Source organism: Micromonospora sp. CNZ280 (assembly GCF_011759515.1).
In genome coordinates this window covers 85,428-101,349 of sequence record NZ_JAAOYP010000005.1, presented here as the reverse complement: position 1 = coordinate 101,349, position 15,922 = coordinate 85,428, and the positions used below count along the sequence as shown (strand labels likewise).

General features: G+C 73.4%; 17 protein-coding genes. 7 read left to right on the top strand and 10 right to left on the bottom strand.

Translation table 11 applies throughout. The features are described from left to right. Positions 1-36: 36 nt before the first annotated feature. Positions 37-180, bottom strand: coding sequence for a hypothetical protein (locus FHX32_RS31080; protein ID WP_167191275.1), 144 nt, complete (start codon positions 178-180; stop codon positions 37-39). A 104-nt stretch (positions 181-284) separates the two neighbouring features. Beyond that, on the bottom strand, positions 285-1,127 hold the full coding sequence (locus FHX32_RS31075) for a peptidase M23 (protein ID WP_167191273.1): 843 nt from the start codon (positions 1,125-1,127) through the stop codon (positions 285-287). A 420-nt stretch (positions 1,128-1,547) separates the two neighbouring features. On the opposite strand from FHX32_RS31075, the gene FHX32_RS31070 reads away from it, so the two are divergent. Together FHX32_RS31070 and FHX32_RS31065 are read left to right on the top strand one after the other, a co-directional pair. Next, complete coding sequence (locus tag FHX32_RS31070; protein ID WP_167191271.1) at positions 1,548-2,468, top strand: PAC2 family protein; 921 nt, start codon at positions 1,548-1,550, stop codon at positions 2,466-2,468. A 68-nt stretch (positions 2,469-2,536) separates the two neighbouring features. Then, a complete protein-coding gene (locus tag FHX32_RS31065; RefSeq protein WP_167191269.1) occupies positions 2,537-3,334 on the top strand; it encodes an exodeoxyribonuclease III in 798 nt (265 codons plus the stop codon). A 159-nt stretch (positions 3,335-3,493) separates the two neighbouring features. Here FHX32_RS31065 and FHX32_RS35525 read toward each other — a convergent pair whose 3' ends face one another. The 3 genes from FHX32_RS35525 to FHX32_RS31055 form a co-directional block, all read right to left on the bottom strand. Next, a complete protein-coding gene (locus FHX32_RS35525; RefSeq protein ID WP_486481468.1) occupies positions 3,494-3,709 on the bottom strand; it encodes a zinc finger domain-containing protein in 216 nt (71 codons plus the stop codon). 261 nt (positions 3,710-3,970) lie between these two features. Beyond that, entirely contained in the window at positions 3,971-4,636 is a 666-nt protein-coding gene (locus FHX32_RS31060; RefSeq protein ID WP_167191267.1) for a class F sortase, read from the bottom strand. Positions 4,637-4,646: 10 nt separating this feature from the next. Then, entirely contained in the window at positions 4,647-5,189 is a 543-nt protein-coding gene (locus FHX32_RS31055; RefSeq protein WP_167192172.1) for a hypothetical protein, read from the bottom strand. A 134-nt stretch (positions 5,190-5,323) separates the two neighbouring features. Here FHX32_RS31055 and trmB point away from each other — a divergent pair, with 134 nt between their 5' ends. The 4 genes from trmB to FHX32_RS31035 all read left to right on the top strand — a co-directional run bounded on the left by trmB (position 5,324) and on the right by FHX32_RS31035 (position 10,420). Further along, positions 5,324-6,037 carry a tRNA (guanosine(46)-N7)-methyltransferase TrmB gene (gene trmB, locus FHX32_RS31050; protein ID WP_167191265.1) on the top strand — a complete coding sequence of 238 codons (714 nt, stop codon included), beginning with the start codon at positions 5,324-5,326 and terminating at the stop codon, positions 6,035-6,037. 125 nt (positions 6,038-6,162) lie between these two features. Then, entirely contained in the window at positions 6,163-8,667 is a 2,505-nt protein-coding gene (locus FHX32_RS31045; RefSeq protein WP_167191262.1) for a DEAD/DEAH box helicase, read from the top strand. A gap of 120 nt (positions 8,668-8,787) precedes the next feature. Then, complete coding sequence (locus FHX32_RS31040; protein WP_167191260.1) at positions 8,788-9,432, top strand: hypothetical protein; 645 nt, start codon at positions 8,788-8,790, stop codon at positions 9,430-9,432. A 169-nt stretch (positions 9,433-9,601) separates the two neighbouring features. After that, a complete protein-coding gene (locus FHX32_RS31035) occupies positions 9,602-10,420 on the top strand; it encodes a PDDEXK family nuclease (protein WP_167191258.1) in 819 nt (272 codons plus the stop codon). A 142-nt stretch (positions 10,421-10,562) separates the two neighbouring features. Here the strand turns inward: FHX32_RS31035 and FHX32_RS31030 are convergent, their stop codons facing one another. From FHX32_RS31030 to FHX32_RS31015, 4 genes are all read right to left on the bottom strand, one after another. Continuing rightward, positions 10,563-11,507 carry an iron-siderophore ABC transporter substrate-binding protein gene (locus tag FHX32_RS31030; RefSeq protein WP_167191256.1) on the bottom strand — a complete coding sequence of 315 codons (945 nt, stop codon included), beginning with the start codon at positions 11,505-11,507 and terminating at the stop codon, positions 10,563-10,565. Next, entirely contained in the window at positions 11,507-12,484 is a 978-nt protein-coding gene (locus tag FHX32_RS31025; RefSeq protein ID WP_167191254.1) for an ATP-binding cassette domain-containing protein, read from the bottom strand. Before FHX32_RS31025 ends, FHX32_RS31030 begins: the two co-directional genes overlap by 1 nt. Positions 12,485-12,546: 62 nt before the next feature. Continuing rightward, complete coding sequence (locus FHX32_RS31020) at positions 12,547-13,641, bottom strand: FecCD family ABC transporter permease (RefSeq protein ID WP_486481431.1); 1,095 nt, start codon at positions 13,639-13,641, stop codon at positions 12,547-12,549. Then, positions 13,638-14,684 (bottom strand): iron ABC transporter permease, encoded by a 1,047-nt coding sequence (locus FHX32_RS31015; protein WP_167191252.1) that lies wholly within the window; start codon positions 14,682-14,684, stop codon positions 13,638-13,640. The genes FHX32_RS31020 and FHX32_RS31015 overlap by 4 nt, the downstream gene beginning before the upstream one ends. A 149-nt stretch (positions 14,685-14,833) precedes the next feature. Between FHX32_RS31015 and FHX32_RS31010 the strand changes: the two genes are divergently transcribed. Then, entirely contained in the window at positions 14,834-15,193 is a 360-nt protein-coding gene (locus FHX32_RS31010) for a YciI family protein (protein WP_167191249.1), read from the top strand. A 111-nt stretch (positions 15,194-15,304) separates the two neighbouring features. Here FHX32_RS31010 and FHX32_RS31005 read toward each other — a convergent pair whose 3' ends face one another. After that, positions 15,305-15,745: a cytidine/deoxycytidylate deaminase family protein gene (locus tag FHX32_RS31005; RefSeq protein WP_167191247.1), complete on the bottom strand. Its 441-nt coding sequence runs from the start codon at positions 15,743-15,745 to the stop codon at positions 15,305-15,307. Between the last annotated feature and the right edge of the window lie 177 nt (positions 15,746-15,922).

Genomic DNA, 15,922 nt, shown 5'->3' with positions numbered 1-15,922 from the left:
TCTCCTGAGGGGTCGGTGCGGGCGGAGACGGCGGGGTCAGCGGCGCTTCTGCAGCTTGGCCGCGAGGCCCCGGAGCTTCTGCTGGGTGGCCGGCTTGGCCAGCTCCCGGCGGCCCCGCTCGACCAGTTGCTGCCCCTTCGGGGAGCGCAGGAACGCGCTGATCCGTTGCATCAGAGCCATGACGTCCTCCTGTCGGTGGTGCCTCACTCATGTGTACCCCGCGCCGACAAGACGCGAACCCCGGAACCCCGGATCCGCCACCGTCCACTGTGGTCGACAGGAGACTACTTCCCGGCCGGGACGATGGCCTCGACGACCTTGGTGGCCCGCCACTCGTGCTTGGCGTAGTGCTCCGGGTAGGCGGAGATCTGCACGGCCTGGGCGGCGTCGGTCAGCCGCATCCGCTGCCAGCCGGGCACCTGCTCCAGCGCGGAGAGGAACTGCCGGGTGGCGAACTCCGGGTCCATCAGGCGACCCACCGGGCCCCAGCCGCTGCTCGGCCGCTGCTGGAACAGGCCGACGGAGTCGTGGTCCCAGCCGATGGCCTGGTGCGGGTAGTTCTGCGACTCGGGCAGCACGCCGCTGGCGTAGTTGTAGAGGTTGCTCTCCTGCATGGCGGTGGCCACCGCGATGACCAGCGCGCGACGCGGCACGCCCATCTCCCGGCCCGTCCGCACGATGGCCTCGGCGTTCTCCATCTGCGCCTCGGTGAGCCCGGCGACCGGGGCCGGGTCGACCGGCCGCGGCTTGCGGATGGGCGGGGAGTCGGTGTCCGGGTCGGCGGCCGACGTCGCCGAGGTGGCCGACGTCGCCTCCCGGTCCGCGTCCCGGCTGGGCCGGTCCTGCTCGGCGCGCTGGGCGGCCTCGACGCGAGCGGTGAGCCCGTCGCCCCGGGCCGCCGCGTCGGCGCTCTCCCCCTGGGTCTGGGCGACGGCGGCCAGGCCGAGGCAGCAGAGCACGCCGGTGGCGAGCGCCACCCGGGCCCGGGCCGGTCCGTGCAGCAGGTTCCGGGCGTACGCGGCGGAGGCACGGAACCCAGTCCGCCGATCGGTCGAGTGGGTATCGTCTGAACGGTCAGTCAGGTCACCGGGGGTGGTCTGGGTCTCGAGGGTGCGGTCGTCACGCATCAGCCGAGGCTAGGCAGGCCAAAACCCCGATCACCCACGGTGATCACGTGGTGCTCGTTACAGTATCGGCGACCGCGCCCGGACGGCCGGGACGACCCGGGCAGCCCCGGGCACGCACCTCGCGGAACCGGCAGACCTCCGGATCGCCGCAACCTCCGGACCACAGGCGGAAACCTCGCGACCCTCCGGCGACCACCCCATGATCGGCCAGATCCCCCGTACGGTCGATGGCCAACTCAGTCGAACAGTCAGCACTGACCGACTGCCCGCCAAGATCGGGCGATACCCGCCCATCCTCACCCACCCGCCGGCCGCCCGATCGAGGCGGGAAGGAATGCATCAGGATGGCGGGTACGTTCCCCGAACCGGGTGCCGTCCCGCAGCGGCGACCCGTACGCGCCTTCAGGGAGGTCCGCACCGGTGCTCGACCCACACGAGCTGTACGAACTCACCGACGATCTGCCCGACCTCGGTCAGCCGGTCCTGATCCAGGCGCTGACCGGATTCGTCGACGCCGGCAACGCCACCCGGTTGGCCCGCGAGCAACTGCTCAGCTCGCTGGAATCCCGCCCGATCGCCCGGTTCGACGTCGACCAGGTCTTCGACTACCGCTCCCGCCGGCCGGTGATGACCTTCGCCGAGGACCACTGGGAGTCGTACGACGCGCCGAAGCTGGAGCTGCACCTGCTCCACGACGACGACGAGACCCCCTTCCTGCTGCTCACCGGCCCCGAGCCGGACCTGCAGTGGGAGCGGTTCGTGGCGGCCGTCGCCGGGCTGTCCGCCCGGCTGGACGTCCGGCTCACCGTGGGGCTGAACTCGATCCCGATGGCGGTGCCGCACACCCGGCCCACCGGGGTGACCGCGCACGCCACCCGCCGCGACCTGATCGCCGGCTACGAGCCGTGGTTGCAGCGGGTGCAGGTGCCGGGCAGCGTCGGCCACCTGCTGGAGTACCGCCTCGGCGAGCAGGGCCGCGACGCGCTCGGCTTCGCCGCGCACGTGCCGCACTACGTGGCGCAGAGCGAGTACCCGGCCGCCGCCGAGGTGCTACTCGCCTCGGTCTCCCGCAGCACCGGGCTGCTGCTGCCGCGCGACGGGCTGCGCGCGTCCGCCGAGGTGGTCCGGGTCGAGATCGACCGGCAGGTTGCCCAGACCGAGGACGCCGCCGCACTGGTCCAGGCGCTCGAGGAGCAGTACGACGCGTTCGCCCGCGGTCGCGGCGAGAAGAACCTGCTCGCCGCCGAGACCGGCCCGCTGCCGACCGCCGACGAACTCGGCGCCGAGCTGGAACGCTTCCTGGCCGAGCAGACCCGCCCGGGTGACAGCCCGCCGAGCTGACCGGTCGGGCCGCGACACCCCGGGCGGCTGACCCGGCGGCGCGGCGGCGGATACGGCAGGCTGGTGCCATGCGCCTGGCGACCTGGAACGTGAACTCGGTGAAGGCCCGCCTGCCCCGGCTGCTGGACTGGCTGGCCGGCACCGGGCCCGACGTGGTCTGCCTGCAGGAGACCAAGTGCCCGGACGGGGCCTTCCCGGTGGCCGAGGTGGGCGAGCTGGGCTACACCGTGGCCAGCCACAGTGACGGCCGGTGGAACGGGGTCGCCATCCTGTCCCGGGTCGGGCTGTCCGACGTGACCGTCGGGTTCACCGGCGAGCCCGGGTTCCCCGAGCCGGAGGCCCGGGCCATCTCGGCCACCTGCGACGGGTTGCGGGTCTGGTCGGTGTACGTGCCGAACGGCCGGTCGCCGGAGGACCCGCACTACGCGTACAAGCTGGCCTGGTTCGCCGCGCTGCGGGACGCGCTGGAGACCGAGCTGACCGGCGCGCTGCCGGTGGCGGTCTGCGGCGACTTCAACGTCGCCCCGACCGACGCCGACGTGTGGGACGCGGCGCTGTTCCGGCACTCCACCCACGTCACCCCGGCCGAGCGGGCCGCTCTCGCGGCGCTGCGCGACCTCGGCCTGGTCGACGTGGTGCCCACCCCGATGAAGGGCCCGCACCCCTACACGTACTGGGACTACCGGGCCGGGATGTTCCACCAGAACAAGGGCATGCGGATCGACCTGGTGTACGCCTCGGCGCCGTTCGCGCGGGCGGTCCGCTCGGCGTACGTGGACCGGGAGGCGCGCAAGGGCAAGGGCCCCTCCGACCACGCCCCGATCGTGGTCGACGTCGACCTGGTGCCGGCGGTCGAGTCGTTCTGAGCCCGTTCGCCGACGGCCCGGACTTGGCGTGAGAGCGGTCGACCGCGCGCATCGGTTCAGGCAGCTTCCAGCCGTAGAAGGAAGCGACGGCGACCGTCCCATCAAGACCTGGAAACTCCTGGCCAAGCTGCACTGCTGCCCCGCCGGTCGTACCGGGGGTCAGGGCCGGTGTCCCCTGATCTCTGCGACCAACTCACGGCACCGTTCGGCCCGCTCACGGTGTTCCCCGTTTCCCAGCGGACGACCCGGCATACCGATACACGCCTGGCCGGGCAAGGCCTGGCAGACGGGGCACGTCACGAACTCTCCGGTGCCCGGCGGCGGGACCCCCAGGGAGATCCCGGCCTCGCCGACCTGGCGGATGGCTCGATACATCTCATCGTCGTGTGCCAGCAGGGCACCTCTGGCCACGCATCTCAGCCCCTCCCAGAAGACGCTGGCTACCTGCTCCTCGCTCATCTTCCGGTATTCCATTCTGGCAACTCCCCGTCCTCGGCGAGGGCAAACCTTGGTACGGCAGCCGGTTTCCCAGGAATCCGAGGAGGCGTACCAGACGCGGGCCGCCGTCCCCTCCCGGGCCGCGCACGCCGCCGCCCCCGGCGAGCCGAAGCGCCCCGGGCGCCGCCAACCTCATGGTCAACCCTGGTCCGCCCCGGGGGTGGTGAGGGAGGCGAAGGCGATGACGTTGTCGGTGTAGCCGGTGCGGCCGCCGACGAACTCGCCGCCGCAGGTGATCAGGCGCAGGCCGGGCGGACCGTCGTGACCGTAGACCCGGTCGGCGGGCAACCGGTCCTTCGGGAACCGCTCCACCGAGTCGACCCGGAACACCACCACCGAGTTGTCGGCGCGGGTCACCTCGATCGTGTCGCCCGGGCGCAGCTCGCCCAGGTCGTGGAAGACCGACGGGCCGTCCTTGGTGTCCACGTGCCCCACGATGACCGCCCAGCCCGGCTCGCCCGGGGTCGGCCCGCGGTCGTACCAGCCGGTCTCGTGGTGCCGGCTCAGCGGCGGTACGGCGATCGACCCGTCCCGGGCCTGGCCGACCGGTTCCACCGGCGCGGCGACCTTGATCGCCGGCACCGAGAGGCGCACCGGCCGGCTGGCCTTCAGCCCGCCGGACTCGCCGCGGGCCGGCCGGTCCCCACCGGCGGCGACCCAGTCGAGCGGCCCCACCGAGCGGCCCAGGCCCGCCCCGGTGGCGAAGACGCCGACCAGCACCAGCACCACGGCCAGCGGGATCGACCACGGGCTGCGACCGCCGGGCCGGCGGCGACCCGGCTGCGCGCTGCGGGCGGTGGTCATGGCGGCGGCCTCAGCGTCGGGCGGCGCCACGGACGGTACGGGGCCGGCGCAGCGCCAGCACCCAGACGACCAGCCCGACCACGGTGAGCGCCAGCCCACCGGGGATCAGCAGCCCGCCGGTCATCCCGCCGGCGCCGCCGCCGAACCCGGTCGCGGGGCCGCGGCTGGGCTGCACCGCCTTGACCACCTGGAGCATCGTCGAGGCGGTCTCCCCGTCCGGGCACTCCAGCTTGACCCGGTAGTTGCCCGGCCGGGTGCGCTCCCGGACCATCGGCGCCGCGGTCAGCAGCCCGCGCTGCGGCTGCACCTGCACCCGGCCGAAGGCGTCCGAGACGACGATCGCCGGGACCGAATTGTCCTTGCAACTGGCCTTGACGCCGACCAGGAAACCGGGCTCGACGGTGCTCGGGCTCACCTCGACGAAGACGGTCGGGCCGGGGATGGGCTGGGGGGCGGCCAGCGGCGCGGCCTGGGCCGGGGCGGCGGCCAGCAACGGGCCGGCGAGCAGGGCCGCGGTCGAGAGCGCCAGACCACCGCGGGTCACTGACACGATGCCCCCTCCCGGCGCGCGCTGGAGCAGTGCCGGACAGCCGAGGCGCCCGGGCCTGCCGTACGGGATGGATCCTCTCATCCCCGGTCGTACATCACATCCGATCCGGCGCGGCCGTCGCGTACGCTCGGGTCGCTGTGACCACCACCGACTCCGAACCCGCCACCGTCGCGCCGCCCGCGGCCCGGTCGATCCGCACCTTCCACCCGCGCCGCGGCCGGATGACCGACCGCCAGCGCGCGGCGCTGGAGCAGCTCTGGCCGGCGTACGGCCTGGCGGTCCCGGACGACGGCCGGACGGCCGTCGACCCGGCTGAGCTGTTCGGGCGCCGGGCCCCGCTGGTGCTCGAGATCGGGTCCGGCATGGGTGACGCCACCGCCGCGATGGCCGCTGCCGACCCGAATCGAGACTATCTGGCGGTCGAGGTGCACACGCCCGGAATCGCCAACCTGCTGGACCTGGTCCGACGGCACGGCCTGGGCAACGTGCGGGTCGCCCAGGGCGACGCACTCGACCTGGTCCGGGCCCTGCCGGCCGGCTCGCTGGACGCGGTGCACGTCTTCTTCCCCGACCCGTGGCCGAAGGCCCGGCACCACAAGCGGCGGCTGATCCAGCCGGGGCACGTCGCGCTGCTGCGTTCCCGGCTGGCGCCGGGCGGCACGCTGCACTGCGCCACCGACTGGGCCGAGTACGCCGCGGCGATGCGGGAGACGCTGGACGCCGACCCCGGGCTGGTGAACGCCCACGACGGCTACGCGCCGCGCCCGGCGCACCGGCCGGTGACCAAGTTCGAGCGGCGCGCCCTCACCGCCGGGCGGGAGATCTTCGACCTGGTCCACCGCCGCCGCTGACCCGGGACGGTCGGCCCGGCCCGGCCGGCGCCGGTCGGCCTGAGCGGGCCGGCCCGCCCGGCTTGGGCGGCTCTGCCCGGCCCGGTTGGCGCGCGAGGCCATGATCCAGGCACCATGGACGCGCTATGACGCTCACCGCCGCGCTGCCGACAAGCGCCGACCCCGACACCCTCTACGACGCGTTCGCCGGCTGGGCGAAGGAGCGCGGTCTCGACCTCTACCCCCACCAGGAGGAGGCGGTCATCGAGATCGTCTCCGGCGCCAACGTGATCATGAACACCCCGACCGGCTCCGGCAAGAGCCTGGTCGCGATCGCGGCGCACTTCGCGGCCCTGGCCGACGACCGGACCACCTTCTACACCGCGCCGATCAAGGCGCTGGTGTCGGAGAAGTTCTTCGCCCTGTGCGAGGTGTTCGGCGCCGACAACGTCGGCATGCTGACCGGCGACGCCAGCGTCAACGCCGACGCCCCGATCATCTGCTGCACCGCCGAGATCCTGGCCAACCTCGCCCTGCGCGAGGGCGAGCGGGCCGACGTCGGCCAGGTGATCATGGACGAGTTCCACTTCTACGCCGAGCCGGACCGGGGCTGGGCCTGGCAGGTCCCGCTGATCGAGCTGCCGCAGGCCCAGTTCATCCTGATGTCCGCGACGCTCGGCGACACCACCCGGTTCGTCGACGACCTGACCCGGCGCACCGGACGGGCGACCGCCGTCGTCCGCTCGGCCGAGCGGCCGGTCCCGCTGCTCTTCTCGTACGCGATGACGCCGCTGCACGAGACCCTCGAAGAACTGCTGGAGACGAAGCAGGCCCCGGTCTACGTCGTGCACTTCACCCAGGCAGCCGCGCTGGAACGCGCCCAGGCGCTGATGAGCGTGAACGTCTGCACCCGGGCCGAGAAGGACATGATCGCCCAGGCGATCGGCACCTTCCGGTTCACCTCCGGCTTCGGCAAGACGCTGTCGCGGCTGGTCCGGCACGGCATCGGCGTGCACCACGCGGGCATGCTGCCCAAGTACCGCCGGCTCGTGGAGACCCTCGCCCAGGCCGGCCTGCTCAAGGTCATCTGCGGCACCGACACCCTCGGCGTCGGCATCAACGTGCCGATCCGCACCGTGCTCTTCACCGGCCTGAGCAAGTACGACGGGACGCGGACCCGGCTGCTCAAGGTCCGCGAGTTCCACCAGATCGCCGGTCGGGCCGGGCGGGCCGGCTTCGACACCGTCGGCCGGGTGGTGGTGCAGGCCCCCGAGCACGTGATCGAGAACGAGAAGGCGCTGGCCAAGGCGGGCGACGACCCGAAGAAGCGGCGCAAGGTGGTGCGCAAGAAGCCCCCGGAGGGCTCGATCGGCTGGGGTCAGCCCACCTTCGAGCGCCTGGTCGAGGCGGAGCCGGAGCCGCTCACCTCCAGCTTCCAGGTCAGCCACTCGATGCTGCTCAACGTCATCGGCCGCCCCGGGGACGCGTTCGCCGCCATGCGGCATCTGCTCACCGACAACCACGAGGACCGGGCCGCCCAGCGCCGGCACATCCGGCGGGCCATCGCCATCTACCGCGCGCTACGCGCCGGCGGGGTGGTCGAGGAGCTGCCCGAGCCGGACGAGACCGGCCGCCGGGTCCGCCTCACCGTCGACCTGCAGCTCGACTTCGCGCTCAACCAGCCGCTGTCGCCGCTCGCGCTGGCCGCCATCGAACTGCTCGACCGGGAGTCCCCGTCGTACGCCCTGGACGTGCTCTCGGTGATCGAGTCGATCCTCGACGATCCGCGCCAGGTGCTCTCCGCGCAGCAGTTCAAGGCCCGCGGCGAGGCGGTCGCCGCGATGAAGGCCGAGGGCATCGAGTACGAGGCCCGGCTGGAACTGCTCGACGAGGTGACCTGGCCCAAGCCGCTCGCCGAGCTGCTGGAGTCGGCGTACGAGATGTACCGGCAGGGACACCCGTGGGTGGCCGACCACCAGCTCTCCCCCAAGTCGGTCGTCCGCGACATGTACGAGCGGGCGATGACCTTCACCGAGTACGTGCAGTTCTACGGGCTGTCCCGCTCCGAGGGCCTGGTGCTGCGCTACCTCGCGGACGCGTACAAGACGCTGCGACAGACGGTGCCCGAGGACGCCAAGACCGAGGAGCTGGTCGACCTCATCGAGTGGCTCGGCGAGCTGGTCCGCCAGGTCGACTCCAGCCTGATCGACGAGTGGGAGCGGCTGCGCAACCCGTCCGACGTCGAGGAGGTCGCCTCGTCCCTGGACGACCGGCCGCCCGCGGTCACCCGCAACGCCCGCGCCTTCCGGGTTCTGGTGCGCAACGCGCTGTTCCGCCGGGTGGAGCTGGCCGCCCTGCGCCGCTGGGACCTCCTCGGTGAGTTGGACGCCGCCGACGGCTGGGACGCGGACGCCTGGGCGGAGGCGCTGGAGCCGTACTTCGACTCCTACGGCACGATCGGGACCGGACCGGACGCCCGCGGCCCGGCGCTGCTCATGATCGAACAGGGCCGGGAGCGCTGGACGGTCCGGCAGATCCTGGATGATCCCGAGGGCGACCACGACTGGGGCATCAGCGCCGAGGTCGACCTCGCCGCGTCGGACGAGGTGGGCGCGGCGGTCGTCCGGATCACGTCCGTCGGCCAACTCTGAAATTCTGCCGCCGAGGGCCGTCCGGGATATCCCGGGCGGTCCTTTTCGTTCCCTGGGCGATGTCAGGCCCGTCGATTAGAATGTATGTACTAATCGACGTCCTGACCTGGGAGGACGACCGTGACCGCGCCCGCCTCCACCCCGCTCACGCCCTACGCCACGCTGCTCGGCTTCACCCGCTACGTCGACCGCACCGGCCCCACCAAGGCCACCTTCGTCGGCGGGCTGCGCAAGCAGCGGGCCAGCCGCTCCGGCTTCAACCCGCACGGCCAGTTCGTCAAGGCGCTCAAGGCCGACATCGCCTTCCACACCGGCGGCACCCACCTCGACCAGGTGGTCGACGTGGTCAAGCCGCGTTGGCGCCCGCTCTACCAGGCGCTGGTGCCGGGCGCGACCACCTGGCTGCGCTCGCTGGGCGAGCCGACCGCCGTCGACCTGGCCCAGACCCGCGACGCGCTCGCCATGCTCGGCGACCTGCCCGTCAAGATCAACCCCCACTTCGGCGTACGCCACGCCGACGGCCGGGCCGAAGCCGTCCGGCTGCACTTCGACGAGGCCCCGCCGAGCGAGGAGGCGGTGCTCGCCACCCTGCACCTGATGGCCCGGCACATGGACCACATCCTCCCGCACGCCGAGCCGGTCCTGGTCGACGTACGGCGCGGCCAGGCACACCGGATGCCTGACGGGGTCAAGTTCGACCAGATCGAGCACTGGTTGGCCGGCGAAGCCGCCGCCTTCCGCGCCATCTGGTCCACCGCCGCCTGACCACCCACCCTCGCCGGGAACCCCAACCCCACCCCGGGCGTGGTTATCCACAGGGGTGGCGTGGGGTGGAGGGGTGGGGCAGGGTGCGGGGGTGAGTCGTGAACCTCGTCGGCCAGCAGAACTCGTCGGGCGGGTCTTCTACTCGCGCGAAGTTGTTCAGCGTGGTCTGTTGACGAAGAACGATCTTCGCACGAGCGCATGGCGCCGGCTCTTCCACAACGTCTACGCCGACGCGCGACTGGAGATCTCGCACCGCACCCGGTGTCAGGCCGCCGCGTCGTGCCTCTTCCCGCCGGGCTGTGCGATTGCAGGCAGGTCCGCGGTGGCGCTCCATGGTGGCGCCGCCTGCGGCCCCGACGACGAGGTCGAGGTGGTCGTCGAGCCAGCGGCTCGATTCGGTCCGCTGGCCGGTCTCCTGATCCACGTCGCCCCGTGGCGGGAGGGCGATGTGAGGCGGATCGACGGCATGCCCGTCACCACCGTCGAACGTACGTGTTGGGACCTCGCGTGTTGGCTGGACGTGGTCGACGCCGTCGCCCTCATCGACTCGCTCGGTCACGTCGGCGCCGTCGGACGCGCTGAGTTGGATCGCTATCTCGTGGCGCGCCGCGGCGAGCGCGGCGCCCGCAGGTTCGCTGAAGCGATCAGTCTGATCGATCCGGGCGCGGAGTCGCTGCCTGAGTCGCGGCTGCGGGTGCGCCTCATCAAGGCCGGGCTCCCACGCCCCGTGACCCAGCACGTCATTACGCGAGCCGGAAGGTTCGTCGCCCGAGTCGATCTCGCCTGGCCCGAACTCAAGGTCGCCATCGAATACGACGGACTCTGGCACCACGATCCCGCACAGTTCCACCGCGACCGGCAACGCCTCAACAGGATCCTCGGCGACGACTGGATCGTGCTGCACGCGACCAGTAAGCGGATGCGCGATGACTTCGACGGCTTCCTCACGGAAGTTCGAGCGGCCCTAACCCACCGCACCAGCCCCTGACCCCGAAGCAGATACCCGCCGCCACACAGAGGAACACGCCGCCATTCAGAGAAAGAGTGGTTATTCCTCGCGGAATAGCCACTCTTTCTCTGAATGTGCACGCCCATTGGGGGCGGCGGGGGAGGCGGCGGAGTGTCTCGGGTCAGGCGGTGAGGTACTTCTGGAGGTCGTCGAGAATCTTGTTGGCAGCGCCGACGCCGATGCCGGTCATCCAGATCTCGTCGGAGACCACGTACGTCTTGCCGGACTTGACCGCCGACAGGCCCTTCCAGAGGCTGCCCGCGGTGACCTTGGCCTGCTCGCCGGCGGCCTTCTCGCCGTACGCCGTCACGAAGATGACGTCACCGTCGACCTCGTTGACCCGCTCGGGGCTGACCAGATCGAAGCGCTTGTCCTCCTTGTTCGCCAACTGCTGCCGCTCGGGGCGGCCCAGCCCGGTGTCGCCGATGACGATGCCGGAGAAGGAGTCCGGGCCGTAGACCCGGATGTTGCCCGGGACGAAGCGGACGATGGAGATCTTGCGGTTGGCCGCGTCGCCGAGCTTGGTGCCGAACTCCTTGGCCCGCGTCTCGTACGTGGTCAGCAGGTCCTTGGCCTGCTGCTCCTTGCCGAGCGCTTGGCCGTCGAGGAGGAAGTTCTCCTTCCAGGTGATGCCCACCTTCTCGGTGAAGACGGTCGGCGCGATGGCGGCCAGCTCGTCGTAGAACTTCTCCTGGCGGAACTTGCTGCCCAGGATCAGGTCCGGCTTCAGGGCGTTGATCGCCTCCAGGTCGGGCTCGGTGAGCACCCCGACCTCCTTGATGCCGGCGAGCTTCTCCTCGCCGAAGTAGGTCGGCCAGCTCCGGGCCTCGCCGGCGGTGGCGGCGCCGACCGGCGTGATGCCGAGGGAGAGCGCGGTGTCGATCTTGTCGGTGTCGAGCACGACGACACGCTTCGGCTCGGCCGGCACCTTGGTGGTGCCCATGGCGTGGGTGATCTCCCGGGTCTCCCCGGTGGCGGTGCCGGCGACCGGGTCGCTCTCACCGCAGGCGGTGAGGCCGACGCCGAGGGCGAGCGCCGCGGTGAGGGCGGCGGCGAGACGACGCATCAGATTCCTTCCGAGGGGTACGAGCCGGCGAGAGCGTTCCCGCCGACGGCTGGGGTGGCGCCGGACGACGCGGCACCGGAGCGGGTGCCGCCGGCCGGGACGGTAGCCGGAGCGGCGGCACCGGACCCGACGGACGCGCCCGCGCCGGACGCGGCCGACCGGTCGGCCGAGGTGGACTGTGCCGGCGGGGCGGCCAGGGTCGGGCTGGTGAGCGCGGGCACCACCAGCGGCGCCCCGGTCACCGGGCAGGGCACGACCACGCAGTCCAGGCCGAAGACCTCCCGGACCAGGTCGGCGGTGAGGATCTCGCGGGGTGGCCCGGCGGCCACCACGGCACCGGCCCGCATCGCGATCAGGTGGTCGGCGTACCGGGCGGCCTGGTTGAGGTCGTGCAGCACGGCCACCACGGTGCGGCCACGCTCGGCGCGCAGCCGGTGCAGCAGGTCCAGCACCTCGACCTGGTGTGCGAGATCGAGGAAGGTGGTCGGCTCGTCGAGCAGCAGCGCCTCGGTGTCCTGGGCGAGGGTCATGGCGATCCACACCCGCTGCCGCTGGCCGCCGGAGAGGGTGTCCACCGGCCGGTCGGCCAGCCCGGCCACGTCGGCGAGCGCCATCGCCCGGTCGACCGCGGCGCTGTCCTGCTCCGACCACTGCCGCCACCAGCGCTGGTACGGCTGCCGGCCACGCCCGACCAGGTCGGCGACGGTGACGCCCTCGGGCACCAGCGGGCTCTGCGGCAGCACGGCGAGCCGGCGGGCGACCTCCCGGGTCGGCAGTTCCCGGATGGCCGTGCCGTCGAGCAGCACCGTGCCGCGGCGGGGGGTGAGCAGCCGGGCCAGGGTGCGCAGCAGGGTGGACTTGCCGCAGGCGTTCGGGCCGACGATGACCGTGAACGCGTCGGCGGGCAGTTCCAGATCCAGCCCGTCCAGCACGGTCCGCTCGTCGTAGCCGGCGACCAGGTCGCGGGTGGAGAGCATCGCGCCTCCTTCGGAGGGTCGGCGGTCGGGGGCCGGGCCGCGACGGCCGGGCTCGGCGGGCGTCACGACGACCGCCGGCGGCCGCGGAGCAGCAGGAACATCAGGTAGGGGCCGCCGATGGCGGCGGTGAGCACGCCGGCGGGCAGTTGGGTGGGGGCGAACAGCCGCCGGCCGGCCAGGTCGGCCAGCACCAGCAGCAGCGCGCCGAGCAGCGCGGCGCAGACCAGCGGCGGGCGCTCCGCGCGGACCAGCCGCCGGGCCAGTTGCGGGGCGACCAGGGCGACGAAGTCGACCGCGCCGACCTGGGCGGTGACCGTCGCGGCGGCGAGCACCCCGGTCACCGCGAGCCCGATCCGGCGGGCCACCGGACGCAGCCCGATCCCCCGGGCGGTGTCGTCGTCCAGGGCCGAGCTGTTCAGCGCCCAACCGGCCCAGAGCAGCACCGGCAGCAGCGCCAGCAGGGTGAGCGCGATCCAGGCGGTCTCGGTCCAGCCCTTGCCGGCGAGCGTGCCGATCAGCCAGATCTGCGCCCGCAGCCCGTCGATCGGGTCGGCGGTGAGCATGACCACCTCGGTGAGCGCCCGCAGCGCGAAGGCGACCGCCACGCCGGCGAGCACGAACCGCTGCGCGGCCAGCCCGTGCCGGGCGCCGAGGACGAGCAGCAGCAGCGCGGCGGCCAGCCCGCCGGCCAGCGCGGCGGGCGCCACCACCACCGCCGCCGCTCCGGTGGTCAGCGCCACCGTGGCGGCCAGACCGGCGCCCTGGGTGATGCCGATGACGTCCGGGCTGGCCAACGGGTTGCGGGCCACGCTCTGGATCAGGGTGCCGGCCACCCCGAACGCCGCGCCGGCCACTGCGGCCAGCACCAGCCGGGGCAGCCGCAGGTCGAGAACCACCAGGTCGTACGGGGTACCGGCGCCGGAGAGGGCGCGCAGCACGTCGGCCGGCGCCACGTACGGGGTGCCGAGAGAGAGGCTGAGCACCCCGGCGGCCAGCAGGAGCACGACCAGCGTGGCGGCGACCAGCACCGAGCGGCGGCGCACCTGCACGCTGACCGGGCCGACCCGCAGCAGCGAGCGGCCGGGCAGCGCGGCGACGCCGCGGGTCGCCGGTCCGGCGGCCGGGCCGGGCGGGACGGGACGGGCGGGGGCGGTCACGCGGTCACCACCTTGGCGCGGCGGACCAGGAAGGCCAGCAGCGGGGCGCCGATCAGCGCGGTGACGATGCCGGCCGGCACCTCCCCCGGCGGGGCGACGAGGCGGCCGATCACGTCGGCGGCGAGCAGCAGCGCCGGCCCGAGCAGCGCGGAGACCGCGAGGGTCCAGCGGTGGTCGGCGCCGACCAGGGCCCGGGCCAGGTGCGGTACGGCGAGCCCGACGAACGCGATCGGCCCGGCGGCGGCGACCGCCGCCCCGGTGAGCAGCACGGCGGCGGCGCCACCGCCGAGGCGGACCAGCCCGATCCGGTGCCCCAGGCCGCGGGCGACGTCGTCGCCGAGGGCGAGCGCGTCCAGGCCGCGGGCGACCAGGGCGGCCAGCGCGAGCCCGGCGAGCACGAACGGCAGCACCTGGGCGGCCACCGTGAGGTCCCGCCCGGTGAGCCCGCCGACCACCCAGAACCGGTACTCCTCGAAGGTGCGGGCGTCGATGCTGAGCAGCGCGTACACCACGGAGGCGAGACTGGCGTCGAGGGCCGCGCCGACCAGCGCGAGGGTGACCGGGCTGGCGCCCTCGCGGGCGCGGCTGGCGACGGCGAAGACCAGCAGCCCGGCCAGCAGCGCGCCACCGATGCCGAACCAGACGTAGCCGGCGAGGGTGCCGACGCCGAAGACCGAGATGGCCAGCACCACGCCGGTCGACGCGCCGGCGCTGATGCCGAGGATCCGGGGCTCGGCGAGGGGGTTGCGGGTGAGCGCCTGGAACAGCACCCCGGCGACCGCCAGCGCCAGCCCGACGGCGAGCCCCAGGGCGGTACGCGGCATGCGCAGTTCCCGGACGATGGTGCTGGCCTCGCCGCCGTCCGGAGCGACGAGCGCCTGCCAGACCTGGTCGACGGGGAGCGGCCGGCTGCCCAGCGCGAAGCTGGCCAGTACGGCGAGGAGCAGGGCGAGCGCGGCGACGAGGGTGACCGCCACCCGGCGGCCGCCACGGCCGCCGGTCCGGCCGCCGGCGGGCGCCGGTCGGGTGGCGAGGGTGGTCACGGATCTCCTGCACGTTCGCGCTTAGGTACGCCTTACCTTAGCCCACCGACTTAGCCCAGCCTAACTCGCCGGCGTCGATCCGCCGTCCGAGCAGGGCGGACAGCGCCGGTTCGGGGCGCGGCGGGCCGGCCCCGCCCTAGGGTGTGGGCATGCGATTCGACCAGCACACGGTCGTGCTCCTGGTCCGCCCGCCGGACGCCCCGGACCTGCCGCTCGACGCGCTCGACCGGTTGCAGGACGCGCACCTGGCCCACCAGGCGGGGCTGGTGGAGCAGGGACTCGTCCTCGCCGCCGGCCCGTTCGTGGACGCCGACGACGAACGGCTGCGCGGTTTCGTCGTCCTGTCGGTCAGCCCGGAGGAGGCCCGCGAGCTGTACCACAACGACCCGGCGGTGCGGGCCGGCCGGCTGGCCGTCCAGGTGATGAGCTGGCTGGTGCCGGAGGGCAACCTGCGGTTCGAGAGCGTGCCGCTGCCGCGGTCGATGCTGGAGGCCGCCGCCGGCGACTGACCGGCACCGGACGCCGGGCGACGAACACCGCACGACTGACGACGGCTGCCGGCCGAGAAGCGCCGGGTGCCGGGCGCCGGGCCTCGGCAGACGAACGCCGAGCGGCGGCGGTCAGTCTCCGGTGCGCGGCGCGGGCGCCCGGTCGGCCGGCCCGTCGAGCTGGTGGTCGGCCCAGACGTACGTCTCGGGCAGCAGGTCGCCGACCGGAACCACGCGCAGCGCGTCCGGCGGGCCGACGATCACCCGCAGGTCGGGGAAGTAGTCCCGCAACACCTGCCGGCAGCGGCCGCAGGGCGGGATCACCCCGCGCCCCCGGTCGCCCACCGCGACGATCGTCTCCAACTCGGTCACGCCCTGGGTGGCGGCCGCGCCGATCGCCACCACCTCGGCGCACGGGCCGCCGGTGAAGTGGTAGACGTTCACGCCGCTGAAGACCCGGCCGTCGGCGCTGCGGACGGCCGCGGCCACGGTGTGGTTCTCGCTGCGGCAGCGCAACTTGGCGACCGCCGTGGCGGCCTGCACCAGCGCCCGGTCGGTCTCCCGCATCGTCATCCCGCTCCCCCACGCGTCGGTCGGCGGTCAACTCTAGACCGGGCGGCGGACCGCCCGACCGGCCGGCGACCCGGCGCCACCCGTCGGCGTCCCGGGCCGCCGACCGGCGACCGGGGCGGCGCGGAAACACCACGGCACCGGCGACCGGCACCTGTACGGCGACCGGCAGCCGGGCCA